Source organism: Amycolatopsis sp. NPDC051758 (genome assembly GCF_044453095.1).
In the GTDB taxonomy this organism is placed as follows: domain Bacteria; phylum Actinomycetota; class Actinomycetes; order Mycobacteriales; family Pseudonocardiaceae; genus Amycolatopsis.
In genome coordinates this window covers 411,050-435,602 of record NZ_JBITCJ010000005.1, presented here as the reverse complement: position 1 = coordinate 435,602, position 24,553 = coordinate 411,050, and the positions used below count along the sequence as shown (strand labels likewise).

The window sequence follows — 24,553 nt, the reverse complement described above, 5'->3', positions numbered from 1 at the left end:
GTCCGTGCTTCCGTGACCTGCCTCACCGATCAGAAATCCGCCGCCGCGTCGTCAGTTCTGGCAGCCCCCTCACACCGGTGGAAGGATCGACGACCATGACCGACGCCAGACCGCTGGACGCCGACGAGGCCACGTTCATCACGGCGGTCCGCTCAGGCGATCCGGCACGGTTCGCGCACATCACCGAACGCCACCGGCGTGAGCTGCAGGTGCACTGCTACCGGATGCTCGCGAACTACGAGGACGCCCAGGACATGACGCAGGAGACGTTCCTGCGAGCGTGGCACAAGCGGGAGACGTTCAAGGGCCACGCCGCACTGCGGACCTGGCTGTACCGGATCGCGACGAACGTCTGCCTCGACTTCCTGGACAGGCGCACCGACCGCACACCCGTACCGGCCGGGCTGCCGGACTCCGAGGTTCCGCACCTGCAGCCCTACCCCGACCGGATGCTCCCCGAGGACCCGCAGGAATCGGTGGTGGCACGGGAGACGATCGAGCTGGCGTTCATCGTCGCCGTCCAGCACCTGCCGCCGCGGCAGCGGGCGGTGCTCATCCTGCGCGACGTCCTCGGCTGGCCGGCGCCGAAGGCCGCCGACACCCTCGAGCTGACCGTCGCATCGGTGACCAGCGCACTGCAGCGGGCACGCGTGACGATGCGCGCGCAGCTGCCCGGCCGCCGCCTCGACTGGCGCAGCCCCGCCACCCACAAGCTGTCGGACGACGAGCGCGGCGTGGTCAAGTCCTACATCGACGCCCATCAGCGCAACGACCTCGACGGGCTGACGTCTTTGCTGCGCGACGACCTGCGCTTCGCGATGCTGCCCGATCCGGGCACCGTGACCACGACGGCCGGGGACGCGGTGGACGGCTGGGTCTCCGGCGGGCTCTTCCAGCACGGCCACGACGACTGGCGCGGTGTCACCACGACGGTCAACCGCATGCCGGCCGCCGTGCTGTACCTGCGCACCCCCGGCGACCCGGAGCACCGGCCGTTCGCCCTCGCGGTCCTGCACATCGTCGACGGGAAGATCGCCGAGCTCACCGGATTCGACGTCACCGGCAAACCCTGGCTGGACCTGCCCCCGGCACCGTGATCACCCCGGGCTCATCACCTCGTCTCGTACCGGGTCAGCACGACACCACCGGGAAACGTCCGCGTCTCCACGAGGTTCAGGTCCACCCAGCCGTCCAGCGCGGTGAAGAACGGCGTGCCGCCACCCACCAGGACCGGGAAGGTGACCAGGGCGTACTCGTCGATCAGCCCGGCCCGCATGGCCGCCCCGGCGAGCGTTGCGCCGGCGATCCGCATCGGGCCGCCGTCCCCGGCCTTGAGCCGGGTGATCTCGGCGACCGCGTCGCCGGTGACCAGGCGGGTGTTCCAGTCGACCTTGTCGATCGTCGAGGAGAACACCACCTTCGGCGTGTCCCGCCAGTTCCGCGCGTACTCGATCCGCGCCGGGGTGGCGTCCGGCTGCTGGTCGCCGGTCGGCCAGTACGAGCTCATCGTCTCCCACAGCTTGCGCCCGTACAGCGTCAAACCGCTCGCCTGCTCCTGGCCGAGCCACCACTGGAACAGCTCGTCGCTCGGCGGCCCGCTCCAGTCGATGACGTCGCCGGTCGCGGCGATGTAGCCGTCCAGGGTCAGGTTCATGCCGAAGATCAGTTTCCGCATCGTGCCGGCCTCTCGTGAGTCGATTTCCCCCGTATAGACGGGCGCGGCGCGAAAACCTGATCGGTGCTCCTGCTCAGGCCGGCGAGGTCACCCAGTTCTCGCTGAGCCGCCAAGCCGCGGCACGAGTGGCGGCGTCGTAGGAGATTTCCGGTGAGCGCGCCGGCGTCTCACGCACGTAGTACTGACCGGTCGTCGCGGCGAGGCCGGGGTCGACAGCGAGGCGCAGCGCCGCCGACGCGCCTTGCTCGGGGGTCAGCAACCGCCGGTGGATCAGCGACCGGAACGGCGCGAGGACGGCGGGGGTGATGTCGTCGACGATGCCCGTGCTGACGATGCCGGGGTGCACGGCGTTGACGCTCACGCCCTTCTCGCGCCACCGGTCGGCGAACGCGTACCCGCAGATCGTGGTGAGCAGCTTGGCCCGGGCGTACGCGGCGAACGGCGCGAACCCGGCCGCCGGGTTGAGCTGCCGGACGTCGGTGACGGCCGAGAGGTCGAGGGAGACCGGGCGTGGCCTGCCGGGCAGCGGGATCGGGCGCACGTCGGACATCGTCGCCGAGACGACGTTGACCACGCGTGCAGGCGCTCCCGCGAACAACTGGTCGCGCAGGAGGTAGGTGAGGCCGAACGCGGTGAGGTGGTTGACCGCCAGGTGTGCCTCGACACCGTCGGCGGTCAGCCACCGGTGCCGGTAGTGCGCGCCGGCGTTGTTGACCAGCAGGTGCAGGATCTTGTGGCGCTCCGCGAACTCGGCGGCGAGCCGGTGAAGATCACGACGGCTGGCGAGGTCCCCGGTGAGGACTTCCACCCGGTCGGCGCCGACCTCGGTCGCGACCTGCTGCCGCAGGACTTCTCCGCGCCGGGGATCCCGGCTGGTGGTGACGACGTGGGCGCCGGCCCGGGCCAGTTCGGCGGTGATGACCCGGCCCATTCCGCCGGTGCCGCCGGTGACAAGTGCGACCCGGCCACGCAGGTCCGCCTGGACCGATGCGGCGCTCACGCGAGGATCCGCGGGGTCTGGTGGAGGTACGCCGGGTCGACGGCCTCGCGCACGAGGAAGTCGGCGAGGTCGGCGCGGGACACGGCCGAAGTCAGCCGGACGGCGGGAGCCGAGCCGGTTCGGTAGCGGCCGGTCGGCGCCGTGTCCTTCAACGCGGGCGGCCGGACGATGGTCCAGTCGCTGTCGGAAGCCCGGATCAGCGCCTCCATGGACTCCTTGTCCCGCATCTTGTGCCCGACGCTCGCCCACAGGATCAGCGAATACAGCGAGCGATCCCGGCTCTCGGCGGCGCCGTGGGCGCTGACGGCCACGAGCCGCCGCACGCCGGTCCGGCTCATCGCGAGCAGGGCCGCGCGGACACCGTCGGTGCACACCGTGACCGCTCCCCGCGCGTTGCTCCCCAGCGTGCTGATGACCGCGTCGTGCCCGGCGACGGCGGCGGCGAGCCGGTCGGCGTCGGTCAAGTCGGGGATCACGGCGACGGTCAGGCCGGGAGCCGGCGGTAACGCGTCTTCCCGGCGAACGACCGCGGTCACCTCGTGCCCGGCCCGCAACGCCACGTCGACCGCGGCCCGACCCGTTCCGCCCGTGGCGCCGAGGACGACCAGCCTGAAAAGTTTTGAGTCACTTTGTCTCACAGTGCGACTGTGCACCCTCGGCCACTTCTGAGTCAAGTTGTCTCATAAGATGTCCGCATGGCCGACACCCCGGACCCCCGCGTGACCCGCAGCCGCGAGGCGATCCTCACCGCGGCCCGCGAACTCCTCGTGCAGGAGGGACCGGCCGCCGTCACCCACCAGCACGTCGCCGCGCGGGCCGGAGTCGGACGAGCCACCGTGTACCGCCACTGGCCGCAGCCGGGCACACTGCTCGGCGACGCGATGGCCGGCGTCCGGATGCCGTTCTTCCGAGAGCCCGTCCCACCCATGCGACCGTGGCTGAAGCAGCAGCTGCGATCGCTCGCCGACGAACTGGACCTGCCCGACGTCCGCGCGGTGACCGCGGCGCTTGTCCAGGGAGTGGCGGACGCCGGCCGCCGAGAGCAGCTCGCCGAAGCCATCGGCAACCGGCTCGGCGCCGCACTGGCAAAAGCGCAGGAGACGGGCGAACTGCGGCTCGCCATCGATCCCCGGGACGCGGCCGCACTGGTCATCGGACCGCTGTTCTACCGCTCGATGCTGGAACTCGGCCCGGTTTCCGAGGCGATGATCGACCGCCTGGTGGACACCCTGGGCACCTGGACCGGCCCCGCTCATACCCCGGTATGAGAGCCACCGCGTTCCCCTCATGCCCCGGTCCGAAATCCGTTCACTCAGCCGGTGGCACCAACCCGGCCCGGCTTACCGTCGCAACATGGAAACGCCAACGGTGCAAGGAAATCCCCCCGGAACGATGGTCGCGGCCTTCTTCGGCTACCTCGTCTCCACCATCTCGGCCCTGGTGGGCGCCGGGCTCTTGCTCGGCTACCGCGACGAACTGGCCGGAGCGCTGCGCACGGCCAGCCCGCGTCTCACCGAGGACCAGATCCAGCATTCGGCGACGCTCGGACAAGCCTTCGGCATCGCCGTCCTGGTGGTCCTGGCGCTGCTGTACCTGTTCCTGAGCTTCAAACTGAAGGCCGGCCGGAACTGGGCGAGGATCGTCCTCACGATCGTCACACTGCTGCAGGTGGCCTCTCTCGCGGCAACGTCGGGAACCGCCGTCAACTACGTCAGCACCGCAATCTCGGTACTGGCGCTTGTGTTGTCCTACCTGCCGCCCTCAAACGCTTACGTCACCCAGGTGAAGCACGGCCACACCCGCTGACGCGTTCGTGCACGGAACCACCGGTCGGCCGGCTGGGTCATTCGGGTGATGTGACACGTCGGGAATCAACGGAACGGGCGGGCTGAGCGTGGCGTCGGTCGCAGGTCCGGAATCCGCCGGACCCGACGGCACGAAGGAGATCTCGTGAGGCTCACACGACAAGACGTCCGCGGCGCCAAGGCGTCCGGTTCCCGCTGGAGACGGGCATGAAAGCGCGCTCGAGACTGTTCCGAGCGATCGCGCTCACCGCGACGGCGACCGTAGCCTGCCTGCTGCCGGTGTCCGCATCCGCGGACACCGGCGCCTCGGCCGCCGCCACCAGCGGCGACTTCGGCCCGGCTGCCGCCGGAGACCGGGTGCAGCGATCGGGCACCCATTCCCACGACCTCACCGGGGACGGGGTGCCGGACCTGCTCGCCCGTCAGCCAGATCTGAGCAACGGGTCCCTGTGGGTGTACACGGGCTCCGGCAAACTCCAGGGCACGTCCACCTTTACCGCCAAAACGCTGGTGCGGACCGGCATGAACAGCTTCAACTGGGTCGGAACCGCCGAGGTCACTCCCAACGGCGACAGCGACGAGTTCGAGAAGGTGGCCGAGCCGCCGGCAGACCTGATCGGACGCAGGGAGTCCGACGGCGCGCTCTTCGTATACCCGCACAGCGGGACGTTCAACGGCGGCAGCACGTTCAAGCCTGCAGTCCAGGTGGGCACCGGCTGGAACAGCATGGTGTGGATGACCCTCGCGGACGTGACCACCGACGGGTTCGACGACATCATCAGCATCGACGCCCAGGACAACATGTGGGTCTACCCGCACAGCGGCACCTTCAACGGCACCTCCACCTTCAAAGCGCGCGTCCAGGTCCGGAAAGGACGACCGCTGTGGAACCTGATGCCGACGTGGAGCCGCGAGAACGCGGACATGGTCGGCGCCTCGACGGCCACCGGCGAAATGATCGGCTGCGCGCACACGAACAAGTTCAACGGCCTGAACACGTTCCACACCGACTGCAAGACGCTGGCCCCGGTCGGGACGTTCGCCCAGCCCACCACCTCGTGGATCTCGCTGGCAGACGCCGACGGTAGTGGCACCGACGACGTGATCAAGCGGCTGCCCAACGGACAGCTCACGGTGTACCCGTTCCTCGGCTGGAACCACAACCCCGTGCTGGGCAGCCCGGTTGTGGTCGGCTCGGGCTGGAACAGCATGGATCTGATCACGTGAGGGCGGCGATGAAGTCACGTTCCCTGAAGCTGGCCGGTGTGCTGACGCTGGTCACCGCGTTGCTGGTCACCCCGCAGGCCGTGTCCGCCGGCACCGTCCCGGGCAGTTCGGCGCAGGCGGCCGCGGTGCCCTACACCGCCGAATCCCGGCTCAACGACGCCGAGCTCCCGGTCGACCCCGTCACCTTCGACGAATGCGAGCAGAAGCACACCACCACGGACCCGTACTGGTTCAAGAACAGGTTCAACATCTGCCGCAACGCCGTCCTCATGGTCACCTACAAACGCCTGAAGGACGGGAAGCCCGAGGTGGTCGGGCACAGCTACTTCCGCACCGCGTTCATCGGTGTGGCGCAGGACAAGGAGAACAAGGTCCGCTTCGGGCTCCGCATGCGTTATCTCGCCGGAGACGGCGAAGAGATCCCGGAGAGCCGGATTTCGTTCGCACTCGAGTGCGGCAACAACGATCCGGAACGGACGAGCACGTGTGACTACTCACCACGGCTTCCCGTCGACCGGACGGTCGCCGAATGGCGGGCACCCGGCGGCGACGAACCGATCTACTGGCCCGCCGTCGCGTCCACCACTTCGGTGCCGACCGAGAAGTACAAGGCCGAAAACCGCGGGTTCTTCGCCTTCAACCTGGTCGAAACGTTCACCGGGACCATCGGACCACCGGACGTGGACCCGGATCCCCAGGAGTTCTTCCGCTGCGACTCGGCGACCTACGCGACGCGCGGCAGCCGCTGCGTCTTCACGACGGTCACGCCCACGCTGGTGTTCGACCTCCACGACCCGGGCTACGGGGAGTCGGCCGCGTTCATCAAGGACGCCCAGGAGGACATCACCAGGACCAAGCCCGGCCTCATCGGCAAGGAGGTGCCCGGCCGCTTCCGGGAGACCACGCTCACCTACCTCTACCCCGGCTACGACGTCGGCAACACGAAGAACGGCTCCAGGAACAAGGTCCGGCGAGTGTGCAAGGCCGAATGGGGCGCCAAGTACACGAAGGACGCGAACGGCAACGCCCGGCAGTGCGACGAATACCCGTTCGCCAGCACCTACCAGAATGCCGCGAGAGTCGACGAGAGCACGAAGTGGAGCTACGCGGCCAAAGCGATCGCGGGGCCCCACAACGAAGCGAGCGGCCGCCTACTGTCCAGCTGGTACGGCCGAGAACACATGCTGGACGGCGACGGGTTCTACGTCGTCGTGCGCTAAGCGATGGATGAACAGTAGTCAGCGGACATGCCGTTGGCTACCGAGACTCGGGCGGACCCGACAGGGTGCGGTGGGTGTGCCGGGCTCCGTCAGGGAATCCGAACGGTTGCCCGGCACGCTCGCCACCGCCCGCAAAGCCGCGTTGACCCGCTTCGTGCTCGATCCCAGTTCCGAGCAGGCTGCGAGACATTCCGGCATCGAGGACCTCGGTGGCACGACCGGCCAGGAACCGCCCAAACCAGACTTCGAGGCCGTCGCACCAGGCTTGATCCGCGTGTCGGATCGGACCTACTCTTCAGCGTCGATGATTGCCGAGGAGGACCCATGCGAGGCGCCAACCGTAGCCGTGGCCACTTGTTGATCATCTCGTGTGCACTGTCCGCCGGGCTGCTGGCCGCGACGAGCCCGGCAGCAGGTGCGGCGCCGGCGCCGCGGTACTCCCCGGGTGCACCGAGCGCCGGGGACCCGTACTTCCCCGACATGGGCAACGGCGGTTACGACGTCGGCCACTACGACATCCGGCTGGCGTTCAGCCCCGAAACCCAAGCGATCAGTGCGACCACGACGATTCTCGCCACGGCCACCCAGGATCTCTCCCGCTTCGACCTGGATTTCCAGGGACCGCTGAAGATCAGCAGGCTCTCGGTGAACGGCCTGAACGCCACCTTCACCCGCAGCGGCGCCCAGGAGCTGGTGATCACCCCGCCGCACGGTCTGCGGAAGGGCAGCGCGTTCGTCGTCTCGGTGACCTACGCCGGCGTCCCGCAGAAGATCGACGACCCCGCGCTGGGCCTCTCCGGCTGGGTCGCCACCAAGGACGGCGCGGTCGCGCTCAACCAGCCGATCGGCGCGGCGACCTACTACCCGGTGAACGACACCACCAACGACAAGGCGACCTACACCCAGACCATCACCGTGCCCACCGGACTCACCGTGCTGGCCAACGGCGAACCCGGGCCCACCACCACGCACGACCACCAGACCACCTTCCGCTGGGACATGAAGCGGCCGATGTCCAGCGAGCTGAGCATGCTCGCGATCGGCGACTACAACGTCACCCGCGGCGTGACGGCCGGCGGCCTGCCGAACATCACCGCGATCGGCAAGTCGATCGACACCAAGCCCGGTCAGGGCAAGGTGTTCAACCAGACCACGGCACAGGTCATCCAATGGGAATCCTCGCTGTACGGGCAGTACCCGTTCGACTCGACCGGCGGCATCCTCGCCGACGTCGGCGTCGACTACGCCCTCGAGACACAGAGCCGGCCGGTCTACGACCAGAGCACCAGCGATGTCGACGGCGACCTGCTCGCCCACGAACTCGGCCACCAGTGGTTCGGCGACAGCCTCACTCCGGTGCGCTGGTCCGACATCTGGCTCAACGAAGGCTTCGCGACCTACTCGGAGTGGCTCTATCAGGAGAAGTACAACAACATCCCCGTGCAGCAGACCTTCGCGAAGACATACGCCGACGAGAAGGACTGGACCGGCAAGGTCGCCGACCCGGGACGCGATCACATCTTCGACGACCTGGTCTACAACCGCGGCGCGATGACACTGCAGGCGCTGCGCACGAAGATCGGCGACCGCGCCTTCTTCAAGGTGCTCACGCAGTGGCCGACGGCTCACCGATACGGCAATGTCTCGACGCGCCAATTCATCCAGTTCGTCGAGCGGCTGACCAACCGCAACCTCGACTCGTTCTTCCACACCTGGCTCTACCAGCCGGGCAAGCCGGCACTCTGATCCAGATCGTGGAAATGCGCCACCGAGGCAGAAGTAGACGATCTCTTCCAGGTACTCGTCACACGCCTTGGCTCGCGGAGCCCGGCCCACTGGTGCGCCGGGTGAAAAGCATCGTCCACAGGCCTTCGTGACACACGACGCCTTCCTGGTTGCGGCGCTGAACCCGGGTGGTGACCGTCCCACGGTCCGGTTTGGACTTCGACGGTCGAACCTCGGTCACTTCCTCCTGCATCCGGATGGTGTCGCCGATCCGGATCGGCGCAAGAAGTGTCACCTGGTGACCATCAGGTGACCGCTGTGCACAGGGCCAGTTGCCGAATTCCAGGAAAGGATCGAGCACAAGCAGCCAGCCGCCGACGCACCGCGCGGACACCTGAACCGCGCCGGAAGGACACGTCATGACCGCCTCCGCACCCACGGCCCCGACTGCACCCGGGGTGCGGTCCTGGTGGGGAATCCCGTTCGCCACCGCGGAGCGGTACCGCAGCCCCGCGCTCGCGGCCTTCGACCCGGAACGCCCCTACGACCGTAAGGGCGTCGCCTCTGTGCAGCCCGACACCGGCGACTGGCTCGAAGCGGACAGCGGGACCGGTGAGGACTGCCTGAACCTGAACGTGTGGGCTCCCGCGCAGCCGGCCGAGAAGGCGCTGCCGGTGGCCGTGTACATCCACGGCGGCGGATTCGAGTTCGGCGCGAACACGCAGACCACCTCGAACGCCGCCGGTCTCGCCGCGACGGGACGCGTCGTGGGCGTGTCGGTCAACTACCGGCTCGGTGCGCTGGGTGCGGTCTCGCTCTCGCAGTACGGCGGGCGGCTTGCCGAGGCCAGCAACCTCGGTCTGCAGGACATCATCGCCGCGCTCACCTGGATCCAGCAGAACATCGCCCACTTCGGCGGCGACCCCGGCCAGGTCACCGTCTTCGGCCACAGCGCCGGCGCCTATTCCACCTTCGGGCTGCTCGGCGCGTCCTCCGCGGACGGGCTGTACCGGCGGCTCGCCGGGTTCTCCGCCGGACCCTCCCGGCTCCAGCCCGCCTGGTGGGCAGAAGAACTCGCGGAGCGGTTCGTCGCCGAACTCGGCGTCGCGAGCAACCCCGAGAAGCTGATCGACCTCGACACGACCTCCCTCGTGACCGCGCTGCACAAGGTCACCCCGACCGACCTCGGCGTGCGGGGCGGGATGGACTGCCAGAGCCTCGGCGTCGTCCTGGACACCGGCCAGCCCGGCGCAGTGCTGCACGCCCACCCCATGGACGTCCTGGCCTCGGGCTCGCGCCGGGACATCGACGTACTCCTGAGCTTCGCCAGCGACGACATGGGCTGGTGGGTGGCGAACGACCTCGACCGGTTCGACCCGCGCACCGTCGACCGCATCACCGACGAAGTCGCGGGGTGGCGCGTTCCCCGCTCCCGCGCCAAGAAGATCGTCGATGCCTACGACCAAGACGGGCGTACCCTGGCCGAGGTCCGTGCCGCGCTCCTGACGGACTACATCTTCGGGCTCCCCGCGGCCCGCGCCGCCCTGGCCCACGCCGCCACGGGCGGCAACGCCCGCCTCCTGATGATCGGGCCCGCCGAGGGCGCGCCCGCCGTGCACGGCACCGAGATGTACGCCCTGGTCGGCCAGGAAAAGCCGGGCCGCAGCCCCGAACAGGCCGAGCGTGACACGCGTATCCGCGACATCGTGCTCGACTTCGTCACCGGCGAGCAGACCCGGCTGTGGCCCGCCATCACCGACCGGCCCACCTCGGAAAGCGTCGGCAACCCGCCCTTCGAGGCCGACACTCACTACCAGGCAGCCCTCGACCTCTGGCAGGACATCGCCCGCCCCTGAGAACACGACAAGGAACTCGGCATGAGCCAACCGACAGCAGCCGGCGACGCCACACCGGCGACGATGCGGGCCATCGTCGTCACCCGGCCCGGCGGCCTCGACGCACTGGAAATCAAGGACGTGCCGGTGCCCGTACGCAAGCCCGGCTGGGTGCGGATCGAGGTGAAGGCGTTCGGGGTCAACGAGTCCGAGGTCAGCACCCGCAAGGGCGAGTCGGACGCAGAGGTCACCTACCCGCGCGTGCCCGGCATCGAGGGCGTCGGCGTGGTCGATGAGGCCGACGAGGACAGCGGGCTGCGGCCGGGACAGCAGGTGGCCACGATGATGGGCGGCATGGGCCGCTCGTACGACGGCGCGTACGCCCAGTACGTGACCGTCCCCGCGCAGCAGGTCATCCCGTTCGAGACCGGCCTGCCGTGGGAGGTCGTCGGCGCACTGCCGGAGATGTTCCAGACCGCCTACGGCTCGCTCGCCGTCGGCCTCGGCCTGCAGGCGGGGCAGACGCTGCTGATCCGCGGCGGCACCTCCACAGTCGGGCTGAGCGCGGCCACGATCGCCAAGGACCTCGGCGCCACCGTGCTGTCCACCACCCGCAGCCTGGAGAGGGCCGGGGAACTGCGGGCCGCGGGCGTCGACCATCCCCTCATCGACGACGGCACCATCGCCGGCCAGGTGCGCGAGCTGGTGCCGGACGGCGTCGACGCTGCACTGGAGCTGGTGGGCTGCTCGGTCCTCGCCGACACCCTCCGCACCGTCCGTCGCGATGGCACGGTCTGCTTCACCGGAGCCCTGGCGGGCCAATGGACGATCCCCGATTTCAGCCCGTTCATGATCCCCACCGGGGTGCGGCTGACCTCCTACGGCGGGCAGGCCGCCGACCTCCCGGCCGACGTCTTCGCCCACCAGCTCCAGGCCATCGCCGCAGGGCGCCTCACAGTCCCGGTCGCGAAGGTCTACCACGGTCTGGAGCAGATCCGTGACGCCCAAGCCGACGTCGAGTCCGGCACCACGCCGGGCAAACACGTCGTCGTCCTGGGCAACTGAGAATCGTCAGGTGTCGGTTGTTGTTGCGGGGGCTGCGAAGGCGGCCGGGGTGAGGCCGGCGTGACTGCGGAAGAAGCGGCCGAAGTTCGCGGGATCGGTGAAGCCGAGATGGAGGGCCACCGTCCGGGCGTCCCACCGGGCGACTCCCAGCAGGCGCCGGGCTTCGAGCAGCAGACGCTCGTTGATGAGCTCACGCACCCCTTTGCCGGTGGCGTCCTGGGCGGCGCGGCTGAGGGTGCGGACCGAGCAGCCGAGCAGTTCGGCGTAGTCCGCGGCCCGGTGCAGCTCGCGGAACTGCAGCTCCAGGGCGTCCAGGAACCGTCCGTACGTGTCACTTCGGCCCCTACCGGTCCTCGCCGCGCCGGCGGGTGGGATGCCGGGGGCGTTGGCCAGGCGCAGCAGCAGTGATTCGAGCAGGCTGCGGCGCAGGGCGTGGTGGACGTCGAGCGGGCGGCGCCCGAGCGCGCGGTGTTCGTCCAGCAGCTGGAGGGCCGTCTGCTGGAGCCAGGGGGCGTCATCGGCGTGCGGGCTCAGCACGGCGGGGGCCTCGTGCGCGGTGAGCGGGGCCAGGAGGCCGGCGGTGCCGGGCGTCAGCACGTCCGGCTCGAACAGGATGAACGGCCCGCGGGCGGTGCCGGGCGGATGCCAGCACTGCGTGTGCCCGGGACGCACCCACAGCCACTGGCCGGGCGCGATGATGCGCGTGACGTGGTCGACGTCGTGCCGCAACTCGCCCTCGGTGACCAGGATCAGGTAGTGGAAGGTGGCGCGGCCCGGAAGCGGCGGATTCCACGGCCAGTCGTCGTGCTGGGCGAAGAAGTCCTCGACAGTGATCACTTCGAGGCCGTACGGCGTGCCCACCGGGGGCTGGAAACCGTACAACGGAACCGCGGCCGGTTCGCCCGGCCTGAGGTGTCGCTTGTCGACCATCACGTGTCCGCAGTCTACCGCTGTCTTGATCGGATTGGCGGGAAGGATGAGATGTGCCGCAGCCCGTCACCACCCGAGGAAGCCCGCTACCCATGAACGGATCGACCCTGCAGAAGACCGCCGCCGACCGCGCGGAGGAACTTCCCGGAGCTCGGCTTGAGCATCCCTTCGGCCCCGACTGGAAGGTCTTCAAGGTCCGCGGCAAGGTGTTCATGCTGATGACCGAGGTTCCGGGACGTCCCGTCGTGATCCTCAAGGCGGACCCCGGCGAGGCCCTCGCCCTGCGGGAGCACAACAGCCACATCGCCCCCGGCTACCACATGAACAGAAAGCACTGGATCACGCTGGAGGCCGGGAAAGGCGTGGACAAGACGCTGGTCGAGGAACTCGTCACCGACTCCTACCTGCTCGTGGTCACTCGCCTGCCCAGGGCCGAGCAGCCCATCGACCCGCACACCTACGGCGGCACGCGGGCAGCCAGGTGAGCGCGGCCGGCGACCGGCCCCAAGACGCCGCGCGCGGTCACGAATTCCTACGACCTGGTCGTCGAACGGCTACCGCGACGCGACCGCCCAGGTGCACGATGAACACCACGAGCCTCCCCGCCGGCTGAGCCCGCACACGCCCCGCCTCCGACCCGAGAGTCCGATGGAACCGACCGAACCGACCCTGCCGCTCTTCGACCAGGAGCCCGCCCGGCCACTCGCCGACCGCCTGCGCCCCACACACCTGGACGAGGTCGTCGGGCAGGAACACCTCCTGGCCCCGGACGCCCCGCTCGGCCGCATGGTCGCCCAGCAGCGCCTCGGCTCCGCCATCCTGTGGGGGCCACCCGGCGTCGGGAAAACGACCATCGCCCGGCTCCTCGCCGACGGCAGCAACCTGACCTTCGAATCGGTATCGGCCACCTTCTCCGGAGTGGCCGATCTGCGGAAAGTCTTCACCACCGCACGAAACCGGCGCCAGGTCGGACAGGGCAACCTGCTGTTCGTCGACGAGATCCACCGCTTCAATCGCGCCCAGCAAGACAGCTTCCTTCCCTACGTCGAGGACGGCACGATCACCCTGATCGGCGCCACCACCGAGAACCCGAGCTTCGAGCTCAACGGCGCCCTCCTCTCCCGCACCCAGGTCCTCGTCCTCAAACGCCTCGACGAAACCGCGCTGACCACCCTGCTCGACCGCGCCGAGCAGCTCACCGGCCACCGGCTGCCCCTGGACGACGACGCCCGCCACGCCCTGATCGCCATGGCCGACGGCGACGGCCGCTACCTCCTCAACATGGCCGAACAGCTCCAGGCCCTCCCGGACACCGAGACGCCCCTGGACACCACCGCGCTCGCCCACCACATCCAGCAGCGCGCCCCGCTGTACGACAAGGCGCAGGAGAGCCACTACAACCTGATCTCCGCGCTGCACAAGTCGATGCGCGGCTCCGACCCGGACGCGGCGCTGTACTGGCTCGCCCGCATGCTCGACGGTGGCGAAGACCCGCTGTACGTGGCCCGCCGACTGGTCCGCTTCGCCAGCGAGGACATCGGCATGGCCGACCCGCACGCCGTTCAGCAGACGCTCGCCGCCTGGGACGTCTACGAACGACTCGGCTCCCCCGAGGGCGAGCTGGCGATCGCCCAGGCCGTCGTCTACCTCGCCACCGCGCCGAAGTCCATCGCCGTCTACCGCGGCTTCAACGCGGCACATCGCGCCGCCCGGCGCACCGGCTCCCTCATGCCGCCCGCCCACATCCTCAACGCCCCGACCCGGCTGATGAAGGACCTCGGCTACGGCAAGGACTACCAATACGACCCCGAGACCGCCGACGGCTTCTCCGGCGCCGACTACTTCCCCGAAGACATGGATCGCGAAACGTACTACCAGCCCACCCAAAACGGCTACGAAGCCCCAATCACCGAACGCCTGCGCCACTGGGCCGCCTCGCGTGCTCGCCGACAACACGGATGACCAGCCGACCACCTCGACATCACCGGGCCGCTGATTCTTGCCTCTACTCAGACGTCGTGGCCGTTCGAGAGCTTCGTCCGCCAAGGCCCGGGGCTGAAGGCGTCGCGGATCCGCCAGCGGGCAAGGCGGCTCAGCGAAGACCGGGAAGGCGGCGGACGGCGACCGCCGTCACCGCCGACGTGGTCGCCGCCATCAGGAAGCCGCCGAAAGCACCGATGAGGACAATCGTGGACACGGCTTGTCCCGGCTGCCACAGCGGCATCGCCACACCGAGGAACACCGCCAGCCCGAGCAACCACGCACCGGCTGTGGTGGCGATCCAGAAGACGGAACCGGCGACATGCTGCCGCAGGACCAGCCATTGGGCGAAGCCGATGGACAGCAACAACGCGATTCCCATGGCAGCCACCGTCGGCCAGAGCAGTAGCGGCGGCCAGCCGGTCAGCGAGGAGGCCCACGTGCTCGGAGCCAGTCCGATCAGGTAGGCGAATGCGGCCGCGACGGCCGTCGCCGTGACCCAGTGCCCGCGGTTCAGGGCAGGAATCGCCCGACGGAGCACCCACGCCTGGCCACTGCCGAGCGCGGCGCCTTCCAAGGCGCCGGCCAGCAGCATCACCGGCACCGTGAGTGCGACGGGCCGGTCCGCGGTGAGCGCTCCGGCCGTCGCCGGGATGGCGAAGCCGACGAACTCTGCGATTGTCACGACGAAGAACCACAACCAGGCCAAGGTGCGTCTCCGCAGCGGAACGCGGGGTCGTGGGGCGGTGGTGAATACCACGACGGGGGTCTCCGGCGGCACCGTGACGCGTGGGAAGGCTCGGGCGTAGTCCTCGGCGGCGGTGGTCCGGGCGGGTCCGTCGAGCAGCCGCCCTTCGGCAGGCCTCCAGTGGCCGTCGAGCAGCACTTCGGCGTCGGCGCCGGTGCGGAAGTGCCGCCACCAGCGCTTGCGCTCCGGGTTCGCGGCCACGACAACCACCTGGTCGCCCGAGCGCGCGTACTGGACCGGGAACGTCACCGGATTGGCCGAGCCGGCGGACCGGTACCGCAGCACGCACAGCCTGCCGTCCACGAAACGAGAGAGCCCGGAGCCGAGCAGTCGCACCAGCAGCCTGTTCGCGACACCCGGCTTCGCCCGGATGCGTTCTTCGTTCACCGTGGCCATGCCCTCAGACAACCTCGGGCCGCCTGCGTCCCGCAGAGGCGAACGACCACGACCACGAGGACTTTCGGCGGCTCCGGACCGGATCAGCCGCCCAGCGCCCACCGGGTCTCGTCACCGAGGCGGGTGCGGTCTTTCGTCCTCGCCGAAGAGGACCTTGCTCCCTGCACTCACGCCGTCGGAAGGAGAAGCCTGGTGCCTGAGGGAGCACCCGCCACCACCCCGGACGAACCGGCAGCGGATCCCCTCACCGAGAACGGTGGTGGCGGCCCGGCCGCCGCCGCTTCTCGCGTCGACCGGCTTGCAGTTCACCACCGTCGCGCACGGCGCCCGTCACGGCCTCGGCATGGAAAGGGAGTTCACCGCAGCGCGCACAGCTTCGATCCGGTCGTCATCCCAGCTGACTTCGGGGTCCGGCTCCAGGAAGGCCAAGGCGGTGCCTGCGATGCCGAGCGCCGGCAGCGACCAGTCCTCGGTCGCCGCTGCGCCGAACGGCCGGGCCGGGATGCGCCGGCCGGCGAGGTCCGGTGTGGACAGTGCCATCAGGATCAAGCCGCGGGCGGTCGCACTGACCAGCGTCGCCACCGTCTCGAACGTGGACCCCAACTCGGGGCGCAGCCGGTAGCCGAACAATTCGGCGATGTGCTGCCAGGCCGCGGCGACCCGGGTGATGAAACCGTGCTCCGAACGAGCGAGGATCTCCTGGATCCGTTGCCGCAGTTCACCTTCCGCAAGACTGAGGAACGTGGCGTGCAGCGCCAGGTAGGTGCGCCACTCGGCGGACCCGTAGAGCGACTGGAAGTCCTGCAGCGCCGCCTGCCGGAACAGCTCCACCAGCAGCGCGTGCCGCCCCTCGGCGGTGCCGAGCCGGTCCCGGTGCTCACTGACGACGTGCTGGATCAGACCGATGATCGCATCGGTGTCGGCCGCGCTCGGGACGGCGGCCTTGGCCAGCTCGGTCACCAGCTCGCCTCGCGGATGATGTCCTCGAAGCGGAGGTGATCCAGGCTCACCGTCAGACCGGTGCGGCCGACCATCGCCATCGCCGCCTCCAGCATCCGCTCGGCGGTCTCGTGCTCCGACAGGCGGCTGCGGCGGCGCCCCAGGCCCGTCGGCGCGCGGTCGGACACGTCTGCTCCTTGGTTACTTTGGACTCTATGTCTCAAGTCTCATGTCCGGTCAAGCTTACGGCGTGTCTCCCTCGCGGGGCGGCTTGTCGAGTGCGCGGTTCTTTCTCGAACGTCGTCGAAGTGCTCCCCGGTGGGTGAGCCGTTGCATGGCAGTCGCGGAAGGCGCGAAGGCCTCGGCAACCCGGACTCCAGCCTTATAGGTGCACCCGAGCAAGCCACGAACCGCCTCGGACCTTGCGACCCGGAATTGTGCAGCGATCCCTGGTTCGAGATTCCGCTCGCCGCCAGGTGTTCGAGCCCCGTCCTGCGACGCCGCACCCCCATCGGCTTCAGTGCGACCGGCGACCCGACCTGTTACGCCCCAAGTCGTTCTTCTGTACGAGCGGCGCCGGGTTCATACACTGGAATCCGACGCTTGCGAGGGGTTGCAGCGAACGTCGCGGCCGGAGGCAGCCTGGCGAGGTATACGGGCTGACAACCCATTGGCAACGGACAACAACTTGTCCGGGCTGGCGACGATACGCAGGCCGACGATACGGCCGCCGTCGATCTCTGGCGCCACCACGGCCAGCAGCGTCCCTCCGGTTGCCGCAAGTATCGCTGTGCTCGCGTTGACCTCGGCGAGCCCGAACCTGACGGGTACCGCGATCTTCCGGAACGCTGCGACGAGGTAGCGGGCAACACGGTCCCGGCCGACGACGGGGTGACGTGCGGTGGCAACACGGCGGACACCATCGGCCCAGACCGTCACATCCTCGGCCAAGATCGCTTCGAGACCCACCAGGTCACCGCTCTTGATCGCCACGAGGAACTGCTCGGCGAGACGGACACGCTCAGCGCGGACCGGCGGGCAAGACGAACTCCGGTTCGCGAGATGCCGTGTCGTGCGGTGGTAGAGCTGTCGGCAGTTGCCCGGAGACAGCTCCAGGATCTCCGCGATGGCGCGGTACCTGCACCCGAAGGCGGTGCGCAGCACGAACACTGCCCGCTCGTGCGGCGTTCGATGTTCAAGCAGGACCAGCAGGGCAAGAGAAACCGAGTCGCGCTGTTCAGCCGTTGCCAGTGAGCCGAGCGCGGCGGTCAGGACCGGCGCCGGCAGCCACGGGCCGAGGTTGTGCGCACGAGTCGCGCGCACCGCGCCGAGCCGATCGACGCAGAGGCGGGTGACGGCTTTTGTCAACCAGGCTTCGGGGTGCGTGGTCGCCTCACGGTCCGCTCGTTCCCAGCTCAGGTAGGCGTCCTCAACGACGTCTTCGGCCTCGCCCGCGACTCCCAGCAGCCGATAGGCCAGTCCGAACAGCCGCTGTCGTCCTGTGTCGAACTCCGCCGCCGGGATCACCCGCTGAGTATGCCGCACTTTGGACTGCGGCAGGCCGGCCTTCCTCGCCGACACCAAGCAGGACCGAACACCCCGTTGGCTTGTCCCGACGCGCTCAGGGGCGCACGCGAATGACGGTCTTGCCTTGGCGCCGGTCGGTCGGGTTCAGCGCGGGGACGGCGTCGTCGAGAGTCGTGACGGTGCCGATGTGCGAAGGCGTCCATCCCGCACCCGGTCGACGATCTCTGTCAGCTGGTTCGGGACGGACTCGACGACGAAGTCGATCGCGAGGCCGTCGGCAGGGCGGGCCTCCGCATACCTCATGACCGGGGCCCGCATCCTCGAGCACGCCGCGGAGCTCATCCACGCCAACGGCGTCCACGCGACGAACAACGAGCAGCTCCGCCACGCAGCCGGGGGTCAACGGCTCACAGCTCAACCACTACTTCCCGACCAAGGAGAGCCTGCTCCTGGCGGTCATCGAGTGGCAGGCCGAGCGTGTCCTCACCTTCCACCGCAGCGAGCGGTTCACCCACTTCGGCAGCCTCGACTCGCTTCGGGAATGGGCGGACCACTACATCGCCTACGAGCGCTCCTACCAGGCAGGCTGCAGTCTCGGCTCGCTGGCCGGCGAGATCATCAAGACCGACCTGGACGTCCGCACGGAACTCGCGAACGCGTTCCAGCAGTGGCGAGACATCTTCCGAAATGGGCTCGAACGGATGCAGGGGCTCGACCGCCTGGGCGCCGAGGCGGATCCCACCCGGCTGGCTCATCTCCTGCTCTCCGCCTTCCAGGGTGGCATGCTCCTCGCCCAGGTCGCCCGCGACATCGCGCCGCTGAAAGACGCCTGCAGGCCATCGACCACGTACAGACATTCACGACGCTCACCGCTGCCGACGCACCCCAAGATCGGTAGCCGCCGCGGCCGGCGGTCGACATTCATGGGCCGCGACCTCCTGGCAGCGGACCATCCGGAGCGTTCAAGGACCCAGCCGGGCGTCCGGACGATGACCACGTCCGGTTCTGGAACGCATGGGAGTCGGTGTAACCGGAGTGCAAGTTCGCCACGGGTCAACCAGCCGATGGCCGGAACGTCACTCGCCGGCCGGCTCGCAGCGGCGGGATCGACTCGCCAGAACTATGCGGCCTGATCATGATGCCGCCCACTGGCCAGGTCCCGCTTCCGGCGGTCTGCGAGCGGACGAGGCTCACCCGTCATGGCAACCAGAGCAGCTGCGACGCCGGGTCGATCCCGGGCACGGCGCGGGCATCTGCGGCGGCGCGGTAGTCCTCCCGTTGCTCACGGACGTCGATCACTTGGCGCGGGCTGCCTTCGCTGGCGCCGAAGTGCCGGAAGTCGAAGGCCAGGACCGCCATGCCCCGAGCGGCGACGCCGGGCGTAGTCCGGCAGCCCCAGCCGTTTCGTGCCACTGCCACCGTCCCCCATGACCACGCACGGCACCGGCCGCCCGGTGGCCGAAGGCCAGTAGAGGACGGCGGCACACCGGGACCCGCCGACGACGAACAACATCTCTTCGGACCGCACGAACGTGGTTTCCCGTTCGAGGGTCATGAGCGCTGCCCCAGTTCCTCGGGCTCGGCCGCCAGGGGCTATTCGCGCTCTCGGCCATCGAGACGGCGCTACCTGCACGACTGGATCGTGACCGCACAGCACGTCGAAGCCGACGGCGTTCCGCTGGAGCCGATTTGCCCGCTACGCGGGGACGGCCGCGGTGCCGAGGACTCGCGTCACCGCTTCGGCGAGCGGTGTGCCGGATGCCGAATTCCAGGCGACGATGACGTCCGGGCGCAGCAGCAGAGCGCCGTCGGGGGGCAGGCAGACCTCGGCGAGCCAGCCAGGGTGTGACACGCCGGCCTGACGCAGTCCGAGGCGATCCGCCTCAGCGATCCAGCGTCCGTCATCCGGGCCGGTGAGCAAGGTCAGACCCGGGCCGGCGAAGTCCACAGTGGACGTTTCCTCGTCGAGCCAGGCGTGGGGCACGCGCGTTCCGGGACGGCCCGCCGGGGCGTAGTGATCGACGGGCGCGGGATCGCGGCCGTCGGGTACGAACGCGCCGTCGGTGTACTGGGTGCCGAACATCGTCGCCAGCAGGTCGTCGTGCCGGCTGTCGGGCCTGGTGTAGGCGGCGAGCATGTCGCCGACGTGCCCGCGCACGGTGCTGGAGGCTTCGGCGATCGCGTAGCCGGCCGGACGGCGTTCGGCCTCGTAGGTGTCGAGGAGGGCGGGCGCCGCCTGCCCGGCCAGTACGGCGGCGAGCTTCCAGGCGAGGTTGGCCGCGTCGGCGATGGCGGTGTTGGCCCCGGCCGCGGCCATCGGGGGCATCATGTGCGCGGCGTCGCCCGTCAGGAAGACGCGGCCGTCGCGGAACCGGTCGGCCACCCGCATCGCCGACTCCCAGGGCGACCGGCTGAGCAGTTCCACGTCGAGATCGGGCACGCCGATCACTATCCGCAGGAGGTCGTGCCAGTCGCCGTCGCCGAGCGTGTGCGCCTCGGGGAAGTCGGCCGTCGAGAACAGCCACCGGTCCGTGCCGTTGACCGAGAGGAAGGCACCCGAGGCCACCGGGTTGTCGATCTCGCACAGGTTGAACGGCTTGTCCCGCACCAACTCGGTGAGATCGGCGCGGAAGTAGAGGTCGAGGTTGTCGGCGAGATGGCCGTGCCCGCTGCGCAGTATGCCCAGGGCAGTGCGGACGAGGCTGCGTGCGCCGTCGGCTGCGATCAGGTAGTCCGCGGTCAGCTCGTACGGTGCGCCGTCCGAGGGCTTCAGCAGGGCGGTCACCCCCTCGTCGTCCTGGGCGAAGGACACCAGTTCGGTGCCCAGCCGCACGGACACGCCCCGTTCTTGGGCGGCCCGGCGCAGGATCGGTTCCAGTACGACCTGGGGGCACAGGACGTTCGGTCCCGGGCTCAGCTCGGGAATCCTCGCTTGCTGCAGCCGCCGTTGCCGCATGGTGCCGCCCAGGTGCCGGACCTGGGCCGCGGCCAGCGTCGGCCCGGCCAGCACCTCGGTGAACGACGCCAAAGGCGCACTCGCCTCGGCGACCTCGGCCGCGAGGCCGAGCAGGCGGAACACCTCGGTGCTGCGCGGGTTGAACCGGCGCGCCTTCGGCTGCGGCGATACACCGGTGTGCTTCTCGACCAGCACCGGATGCACCCCTTCGCGGCGCAGCAGCAGGGCGGCGGTCAGTCCGGCGATGCCGCCACCGCTGATCAGGACCGGAACGCGGGTGGTCATGGGGACTCCTCGAAGTAAAAGTGGCACGGTACAACTGAGTACACCGTACAACTAGTGATATCGTCAAGCCATGACTACCGGGATGGGCAGGCGGGAGCGCAAGAAGGCAGCCACCCACCAAGCCCTGGCCGACGCGGCTCTGCGACTGTTCCTCGAGCGCGGATACGACGACGTGGGCGTTCGCGAGATCGCCGACGCCGCCGACGTGTCCACCACGACTCTGCAGAAACACTTCCCCAGCAAGGAATCCCTTGTCTTCGACCGCGACGCCGACATCGAGGAGTCCCTGATCGCGGCCGTGCGCGACCGCGCGCCGGGCACGTCGGTGCTGGACGCGCTGCGGGACCACGCGCTGGCCCGCGTGCGCGGGGCCACCGCGGACCGGGCGTCGGAGTTCATGGTCCTCGTGCGCGGCACTCCGGCGCTGAGTGACTACTGGCGCCGGATGTGGGTGCGGCACGAGGACACACTCAGCCGCGCCCTCGCCGCCGAGACCGGCATGCCCGAAGGCGATCCCGGATGCGCCGCACTGGCCCACTTCGCCCTGGAAACCTCGGCACTCGCCATCCGCTCCGACGACCCGGCCCGCACCATCGAGGCCGCATTCGCCATCCTCGAACACGGCTGGCGCGCCTCACCCCGCTGAGCTGCCACCGACGACCTACTTCGATGCCCGCCGCCACCGGCTGCCGTGCCCGGTGCCCGCAGAGAGGCGGCGCGAGCATTCGTCGGATCAGCCATCAGGCAGCGATCATCGTGTTGTCGGCCCGGGCAGCGCGACTGCTGAACGCGGCGGCAAAGTACGCGGGTGTGCAGCGGCAGTATTCCGGCACGGCTGGTCGGGCCGAGAACTGCCAGCTGGGGGTATTTCTGGCCAATGCCACCGAACGAGGCCGGACGCTGATTGACCGGGAGCTGCACCTTCCGAAGTCCTGGATCGCCGATCGTGCCCGGTGCCGAGACGCCGCCGTTCCCAACGACACCGGATCGGTGATGTCCTCGCCGTTCCCCGCAGCCGGCCCATCCCCGCCATGACCGGTTCCGCCCGCGCCGACCACACCGCCGGACAAGCTCCCACGGCTCATCCATCCCTCGATCACGGGCTGAAACCAGCCGTCAGCGTGGCGGCCCGAGGATGACGTTCCCGAACATCTCCGCAGCCTCGGCCATCCGGTCCGGGGAAATCTCGAAACCGTCCGGGCGAGGTTCGGCCCGGTCGCGGCCGGCGTGACGGAACATGCCCTCGATCCCCGCCGGGGTGTTGATCATCAGCAGGTCGGCCTTCGCGGACGTGATGCGGTAGGCGTGCGGGATGTTCTTGGGCAGGAAGACGATGCCGCCCTCCGCCAGCTCCATCTCCTCCTCCCCCACCCAGACCAGTGCGGTGCCCTTGATCAGCATGAAGACTTCGTCTTCCCTGGTGTGCAGGTGAAACGGCGGCGCCTCGCCGCGCTGTCGAGCAGGATCGACAGCGTGCCGCCGTCGAGCCACTCGAGCTTCTGTTGCTGGTCCGGTTGAGCGAGATAGGCCATGCTCATCGAGCGGCTCCGTTCGAAGTGGACGGTCAGAGGGAGCCGAGGACACGCAGGCGATCGGCGACCGCGCGGCGGGCGACGTCGGTGTCCCAGGCGAACGTTTCGAACTCGTGCGGCACACCGGGATGCAGGTGGAACTCCACGTCGACGCCCGCAGCGCCGAGCCGCCGGGCGTAGTTGAGGTCCTCGTCGCGGAAGATGTCGAGCTGGCCGACCTCGAGGTACGTCGGCGGCAGGCCCGAAAGGTCGGCCGCCCGCGCCGCGGCCGCGTACGGCGAGACGTCCGGGCCGCCGGCCCGCTCACCCAGCAGCGCCGCCCACCCGGTGGCGTTGTCCTCGTAGTTCCACGTCGCGAACGGGGCCAGCTCCGGATCCGGCGTCGTCGTGCGGTCGTCGAGCATCGGGAAGACGAGGATCTGGCGCGCCACCGGCGGCCCGCCGCGGTCACGGGCCAGCAGCGTCACCCCGGCAGCCAGGCCGCCTCCGGCGCTGTCGCCCATCACGGCGATCCGGGCCGGGTCGACGCCGAGTTCGGCGGCGTGGTCGTGCAGCCACCGCAGGCCGGCGTAGACGTCCTCGACCGGCGTGGGGTCGGGGTGCTCGGGTGCGAGCCGGTAGTCGACGGCCAGCATCGGCACCCCGCTCGCGGACACGTACCGGGCGATCGGCGCGTCGTAAAGCGCGACGCTGCCCAGGATCATCCCGCCGCCGTGCAGGTACAGCGCGGCCGGACCGGGGGTGGCGCCGTCCTTGGCGTACCAGCGCAGCAGCACCTTCGTGCCATCCCTGGCGACCGCGTGGAAGTCGGTGGTCGTCACGTCGGCCGGGGTGGGCTGCAGCGCCGCAGTCTCGGCCATCATCGCTTCGAGCGCGATACGGCGGGTCGCGACGTCGCCCACGGCGGGGTGCGGTGCGTCGGCCATGGCTTCGGCCATCGGCGCCAGGATCGCGACGACCTGAGGGTCGACGGTGAATGTCACGAAGGTCCTTCTTCCCGGCACTCGTGCGCCTTAAACGGACGATATCGTCCGGCTAACGAGGCTGTCAACGACGCCCGCGGGCCATCGAGCTGCGATGATCGGTGCCGTGACCGACGAACAGGACAAGGTCGTCCGGCGACGCGGACCACGGAAGGACGCGGCCGACAACCGCGACCGGGTCCTGGCGGCCGCCGCCGTCGCGGTCCGCCGGGAAGGGACGGCGGTCCCGATGGCCACCATCGCGGCGGACGCCGGGGTCGGCGTCGGAACCGTGTACCGCCACTACCCCTCGCGGGACGCGCTGCTCGGCGCGTTGACGCACCGGTCCTTCCGGCTGGTGCTCGAGACCGCCCGCCGCGCCGCGGCCCTCGACGGACCACCGATCGAGCGGATCCGCTTCTTCCTCGAACGAACCATCGAGCACGGACCGGACCTCGTGCTCCCGATGCACGGTGGCCCAGCGCCCGTCGACCAGGCCACCGTCGACCTCCGGGACGAGGCCCACCGGACCCTGGCCTCGATCCTGGAACAAGGACGAGACGACGGCACGATCCGGGCCGACGTGACCAGAGCCGACATCGTCAGCTTCGGCGCGTTGCTGGCCCAGGGTCTCCCCCACGTCCCGGAGTGGAAACCCACGGCTCGCCGTCAAGCCGACATCTACCTCGCCGGCCTCGTAAACCGCACCGGCCGACCGGATCCCGACCACTGAACCGGCGGGGGTC

General features: G+C 69.5%; 29 protein-coding genes and 1 pseudogene. 15 read left to right on the top strand and 15 right to left on the bottom strand.

Features of this window, described 5'->3' with window-relative positions; translation table 11 throughout:
* Positions 1–95 precede the first annotated feature (95 nt).
* Positions 96–1,097, top strand: a complete 1,002-nt coding sequence (locus ACIA5G_RS25530; RefSeq protein ID WP_395927358.1) for an RNA polymerase subunit sigma-70 — start codon at positions 96–98, stop codon at positions 1,095–1,097.
* Between the two features lie 14 nt (positions 1,098–1,111).
* Here the strand turns inward: ACIA5G_RS25530 and ACIA5G_RS25525 are convergent, their stop codons facing one another.
* From ACIA5G_RS25525 to ACIA5G_RS25515, 3 genes are all read right to left on the bottom strand, one after another.
* Positions 1,112–1,675 (bottom strand): dihydrofolate reductase family protein, encoded by a 564-nt coding sequence (locus ACIA5G_RS25525; RefSeq protein ID WP_395927356.1) that lies wholly within the window; start codon positions 1,673–1,675, stop codon positions 1,112–1,114.
* Between the two features lie 73 nt (positions 1,676–1,748).
* Positions 1,749–2,675, bottom strand: coding sequence for an SDR family NAD(P)-dependent oxidoreductase (locus ACIA5G_RS25520; RefSeq protein ID WP_395927354.1), 927 nt, complete (start codon positions 2,673–2,675; stop codon positions 1,749–1,751).
* Complete coding sequence (locus ACIA5G_RS25515; protein WP_395927352.1) at positions 2,672–3,313, bottom strand: NAD(P)-dependent oxidoreductase; 642 nt, start codon at positions 3,311–3,313, stop codon at positions 2,672–2,674. The genes ACIA5G_RS25520 and ACIA5G_RS25515 overlap by 4 nt, the downstream gene beginning before the upstream one ends.
* 57 nt (positions 3,314–3,370) lie before the next feature.
* Between ACIA5G_RS25515 and ACIA5G_RS25510 the strand changes: the two genes are divergently transcribed.
* The 6 genes from ACIA5G_RS25510 to ACIA5G_RS25485 all read left to right on the top strand — a co-directional run bounded on the left by ACIA5G_RS25510 (position 3,371) and on the right by ACIA5G_RS25485 (position 8,673).
* Complete coding sequence (locus ACIA5G_RS25510; RefSeq protein WP_395927350.1) at positions 3,371–3,943, top strand: TetR/AcrR family transcriptional regulator; 573 nt, start codon at positions 3,371–3,373, stop codon at positions 3,941–3,943.
* A gap of 85 nt (positions 3,944–4,028) precedes the next feature.
* Positions 4,029–4,481 (top strand): hypothetical protein, encoded by a 453-nt coding sequence (locus tag ACIA5G_RS25505; protein ID WP_395927348.1) that lies wholly within the window; start codon positions 4,029–4,031, stop codon positions 4,479–4,481.
* Positions 4,482–4,687: 206 nt separating this feature from the next.
* Complete coding sequence (locus ACIA5G_RS25500) at positions 4,688–5,707, top strand: hypothetical protein (protein ID WP_395927346.1); 1,020 nt, start codon at positions 4,688–4,690, stop codon at positions 5,705–5,707.
* Positions 5,708–5,715: 8 nt separating this feature from the next.
* The gene (locus ACIA5G_RS25495; RefSeq protein ID WP_395927344.1) at positions 5,716–6,927 is read left to right on the top strand and encodes a hypothetical protein; all 1,212 of its coding nucleotides are present in this window, start codon (positions 5,716–5,718) and stop codon (positions 6,925–6,927) included.
* Between the two features lie 76 nt (positions 6,928–7,003).
* Positions 7,004–7,288 carry a hypothetical protein gene (locus ACIA5G_RS25490; protein WP_395927342.1) on the top strand — a complete coding sequence of 95 codons (285 nt, stop codon included), beginning with the start codon at positions 7,004–7,006 and terminating at the stop codon, positions 7,286–7,288.
* Positions 7,282–8,673, top strand: coding sequence for a M1 family metallopeptidase (locus ACIA5G_RS25485; RefSeq protein ID WP_395927340.1), 1,392 nt, complete (start codon positions 7,282–7,284; stop codon positions 8,671–8,673). Before ACIA5G_RS25490 ends, ACIA5G_RS25485 begins: the two co-directional genes overlap by 7 nt.
* 58 nt (positions 8,674–8,731) lie before the next feature.
* Here ACIA5G_RS25485 and ACIA5G_RS25480 read toward each other — a convergent pair whose 3' ends face one another.
* Positions 8,732–9,091 carry a hypothetical protein gene (locus ACIA5G_RS25480; protein WP_395927338.1) on the bottom strand — a complete coding sequence of 120 codons (360 nt, stop codon included), beginning with the start codon at positions 9,089–9,091 and terminating at the stop codon, positions 8,732–8,734.
* Here ACIA5G_RS25480 and ACIA5G_RS25475 point away from each other — a divergent pair.
* Together ACIA5G_RS25475 and ACIA5G_RS25470 are read left to right on the top strand one after the other, a co-directional pair.
* A complete protein-coding gene (locus ACIA5G_RS25475; RefSeq protein ID WP_395927336.1) occupies positions 9,072–10,508 on the top strand; it encodes a carboxylesterase family protein in 1,437 nt (478 codons plus the stop codon). The genes ACIA5G_RS25480 and ACIA5G_RS25475 overlap by 20 nt on opposite strands.
* A 21-nt stretch (positions 10,509–10,529) precedes the next feature.
* The gene (locus ACIA5G_RS25470) at positions 10,530–11,552 is read left to right on the top strand and encodes an alcohol dehydrogenase catalytic domain-containing protein (protein ID WP_395927334.1); all 1,023 of its coding nucleotides are present in this window, start codon (positions 10,530–10,532) and stop codon (positions 11,550–11,552) included.
* Positions 11,553–11,558: 6 nt separating this feature from the next.
* Here the strand turns inward: ACIA5G_RS25470 and ACIA5G_RS25465 are convergent, their stop codons facing one another.
* Positions 11,559–12,482, bottom strand: coding sequence for a helix-turn-helix domain-containing protein (locus ACIA5G_RS25465; protein WP_395927332.1), 924 nt, complete (start codon positions 12,480–12,482; stop codon positions 11,559–11,561).
* A gap of 92 nt (positions 12,483–12,574) precedes the next feature.
* Between ACIA5G_RS25465 and ACIA5G_RS25460 the strand changes: the two genes are divergently transcribed.
* Both ACIA5G_RS25460 and ACIA5G_RS25455 read left to right on the top strand, forming a co-directional pair.
* On the top strand, positions 12,575–12,967 hold the full coding sequence (locus ACIA5G_RS25460) for an MmcQ/YjbR family DNA-binding protein (RefSeq protein ID WP_395927330.1): 393 nt from the start codon (positions 12,575–12,577) through the stop codon (positions 12,965–12,967).
* 163 nt (positions 12,968–13,130) lie between these two features.
* Positions 13,131–14,444, top strand: coding sequence for a replication-associated recombination protein A (locus ACIA5G_RS25455; RefSeq protein ID WP_395927328.1), 1,314 nt, complete (start codon positions 13,131–13,133; stop codon positions 14,442–14,444).
* 130 nt (positions 14,445–14,574) lie between these two features.
* Here the strand turns inward: ACIA5G_RS25455 and ACIA5G_RS25450 are convergent, their stop codons facing one another.
* The 5 genes from ACIA5G_RS25450 to ACIA5G_RS25430 form a co-directional block, all read right to left on the bottom strand.
* On the bottom strand, positions 14,575–15,606 hold the full coding sequence (locus ACIA5G_RS25450; RefSeq protein ID WP_395927326.1) for a hypothetical protein: 1,032 nt from the start codon (positions 15,604–15,606) through the stop codon (positions 14,575–14,577).
* A gap of 330 nt (positions 15,607–15,936) precedes the next feature.
* Entirely contained in the window at positions 15,937–16,566 is a 630-nt protein-coding gene (locus tag ACIA5G_RS25445; protein ID WP_395927324.1) for a hypothetical protein, read from the bottom strand.
* The gene (locus ACIA5G_RS25440; protein ID WP_395927322.1) at positions 16,563–16,733 is read right to left on the bottom strand and encodes a hypothetical protein; all 171 of its coding nucleotides are present in this window, start codon (positions 16,731–16,733) and stop codon (positions 16,563–16,565) included. Before ACIA5G_RS25440 ends, ACIA5G_RS25445 begins: the two co-directional genes overlap by 4 nt.
* Positions 16,734–17,127: 394 nt before the next feature.
* Positions 17,128–18,072 (bottom strand): sigma factor-like helix-turn-helix DNA-binding protein, encoded by a 945-nt coding sequence (locus ACIA5G_RS25435; protein ID WP_395927320.1) that lies wholly within the window; start codon positions 18,070–18,072, stop codon positions 17,128–17,130.
* Positions 18,073–18,216: 144 nt separating this feature from the next.
* Positions 18,217–18,375 carry a hypothetical protein gene (locus ACIA5G_RS25430; RefSeq protein ID WP_395927318.1) on the bottom strand — a complete coding sequence of 53 codons (159 nt, stop codon included), beginning with the start codon at positions 18,373–18,375 and terminating at the stop codon, positions 18,217–18,219.
* Between the two features lie 140 nt (positions 18,376–18,515).
* Here ACIA5G_RS25430 and ACIA5G_RS25425 point away from each other — a divergent pair, with 140 nt between their 5' ends.
* The gene (locus ACIA5G_RS25425) at positions 18,516–19,205 is read left to right on the top strand and encodes a TetR family transcriptional regulator C-terminal domain-containing protein (protein WP_395928004.1); all 690 of its coding nucleotides are present in this window, start codon (positions 18,516–18,518) and stop codon (positions 19,203–19,205) included.
* Between the two features lie 64 nt (positions 19,206–19,269).
* Here ACIA5G_RS25425 and ACIA5G_RS25420 read toward each other — a convergent pair whose 3' ends face one another.
* Together ACIA5G_RS25420 and ACIA5G_RS25415 are read right to left on the bottom strand one after the other, a co-directional pair.
* A complete protein-coding gene (locus ACIA5G_RS25420; protein WP_395927316.1) occupies positions 19,270–19,491 on the bottom strand; it encodes a hypothetical protein in 222 nt (73 codons plus the stop codon).
* Positions 19,492–19,768: 277 nt separating this feature from the next.
* Entirely contained in the window at positions 19,769–21,313 is a 1,545-nt protein-coding gene (locus tag ACIA5G_RS25415; RefSeq protein WP_395927314.1) for an FAD-dependent monooxygenase, read from the bottom strand.
* Positions 21,314–21,383: 70 nt separating this feature from the next.
* Between ACIA5G_RS25415 and ACIA5G_RS25410 the strand changes: the two genes are divergently transcribed.
* Both ACIA5G_RS25410 and ACIA5G_RS25405 read left to right on the top strand, forming a co-directional pair.
* Positions 21,384–21,959 (top strand): TetR/AcrR family transcriptional regulator, encoded by a 576-nt coding sequence (locus ACIA5G_RS25410; RefSeq protein WP_395927312.1) that lies wholly within the window; start codon positions 21,384–21,386, stop codon positions 21,957–21,959.
* A 152-nt stretch (positions 21,960–22,111) separates the two neighbouring features.
* Positions 22,112–22,294, top strand: a pseudogene (locus ACIA5G_RS25405) (transposase); the annotation flags it as partial.
* A 135-nt stretch (positions 22,295–22,429) separates the two neighbouring features.
* Here ACIA5G_RS25405 and ACIA5G_RS25400 read toward each other — a convergent pair.
* Genes ACIA5G_RS25400 through ACIA5G_RS25390 form a run of 3 tightly spaced genes read right to left on the bottom strand, consistent with a single transcriptional unit; the run spans position 22,430 to position 23,828 of the window.
* Positions 22,430–22,714, bottom strand: coding sequence for a cupin domain-containing protein (locus tag ACIA5G_RS25400; protein ID WP_395927310.1), 285 nt, complete (start codon positions 22,712–22,714; stop codon positions 22,430–22,432).
* Positions 22,708–22,851: a hypothetical protein gene (locus ACIA5G_RS25395; protein ID WP_395927308.1), complete on the bottom strand. Its 144-nt coding sequence runs from the start codon at positions 22,849–22,851 to the stop codon at positions 22,708–22,710. Before ACIA5G_RS25395 ends, ACIA5G_RS25400 begins: the two co-directional genes overlap by 7 nt.
* A 26-nt stretch (positions 22,852–22,877) precedes the next feature.
* Complete coding sequence (locus ACIA5G_RS25390; protein ID WP_395927306.1) at positions 22,878–23,828, bottom strand: alpha/beta hydrolase; 951 nt, start codon at positions 23,826–23,828, stop codon at positions 22,878–22,880.
* Positions 23,829–23,934: 106 nt separating this feature from the next.
* Here ACIA5G_RS25390 and ACIA5G_RS25385 point away from each other — a divergent pair, with 106 nt between their 5' ends.
* On the top strand, positions 23,935–24,540 hold the full coding sequence (locus ACIA5G_RS25385; protein ID WP_395927304.1) for a TetR/AcrR family transcriptional regulator: 606 nt from the start codon (positions 23,935–23,937) through the stop codon (positions 24,538–24,540).
* Positions 24,541–24,553: the final 13 nt, after the last annotated feature.

Coding starts and splice junctions, on each gene's coding strand:
- ACIA5G_RS25450 (WP_395927326.1), bottom strand. CDS start 15,606: ATGGCCACGGTGAACGAAGAACGCATCCGGGCGAAGCCGGGTGTCGCG.
- ACIA5G_RS25430 (WP_395927318.1), bottom strand. CDS start 18,375: ATGAGGTATGCGGAGGCCCGCCCTGCCGACGGCCTCGCGATCGACTTC.
- ACIA5G_RS25510 (WP_395927350.1), top strand. CDS start 3,371: ATGGCCGACACCCCGGACCCCCGCGTGACCCGCAGCCGCGAGGCGATC.
- ACIA5G_RS25460 (WP_395927330.1), top strand. CDS start 12,575: ATGAACGGATCGACCCTGCAGAAGACCGCCGCCGACCGCGCGGAGGAA.
- ACIA5G_RS25400 (WP_395927310.1), bottom strand. CDS start 22,714: ATGCTGATCAAGGGCACCGCACTGGTCTGGGTGGGGGAGGAGGAGATG.
- ACIA5G_RS25475 (WP_395927336.1), top strand. CDS start 9,072: ATGACCGCCTCCGCACCCACGGCCCCGACTGCACCCGGGGTGCGGTCC.
- ACIA5G_RS25505 (WP_395927348.1), top strand. CDS start 4,029: ATGGAAACGCCAACGGTGCAAGGAAATCCCCCCGGAACGATGGTCGCG.
- ACIA5G_RS25470 (WP_395927334.1), top strand. CDS start 10,530: ATGAGCCAACCGACAGCAGCCGGCGACGCCACACCGGCGACGATGCGG.
- ACIA5G_RS25530 (WP_395927358.1), top strand. CDS start 96: ATGACCGACGCCAGACCGCTGGACGCCGACGAGGCCACGTTCATCACG.
- ACIA5G_RS25500 (WP_395927346.1), top strand. CDS start 4,688: ATGAAAGCGCGCTCGAGACTGTTCCGAGCGATCGCGCTCACCGCGACG.
- ACIA5G_RS25395 (WP_395927308.1), bottom strand. CDS start 22,851: ATGAGCATGGCCTATCTCGCTCAACCGGACCAGCAACAGAAGCTCGAG.
- ACIA5G_RS25495 (WP_395927344.1), top strand. CDS start 5,716: ATGAAGTCACGTTCCCTGAAGCTGGCCGGTGTGCTGACGCTGGTCACC.
- ACIA5G_RS25455 (WP_395927328.1), top strand. CDS start 13,131: ATGGAACCGACCGAACCGACCCTGCCGCTCTTCGACCAGGAGCCCGCC.
- ACIA5G_RS25410 (WP_395927312.1), top strand. CDS start 21,384: ATGACTACCGGGATGGGCAGGCGGGAGCGCAAGAAGGCAGCCACCCAC.
- ACIA5G_RS25415 (WP_395927314.1), bottom strand. CDS start 21,313: ATGACCACCCGCGTTCCGGTCCTGATCAGCGGTGGCGGCATCGCCGGA.
- ACIA5G_RS25465 (WP_395927332.1), bottom strand. CDS start 12,482: ATGGTCGACAAGCGACACCTCAGGCCGGGCGAACCGGCCGCGGTTCCG.
- ACIA5G_RS25525 (WP_395927356.1), bottom strand. CDS start 1,675: ATGCGGAAACTGATCTTCGGCATGAACCTGACCCTGGACGGCTACATC.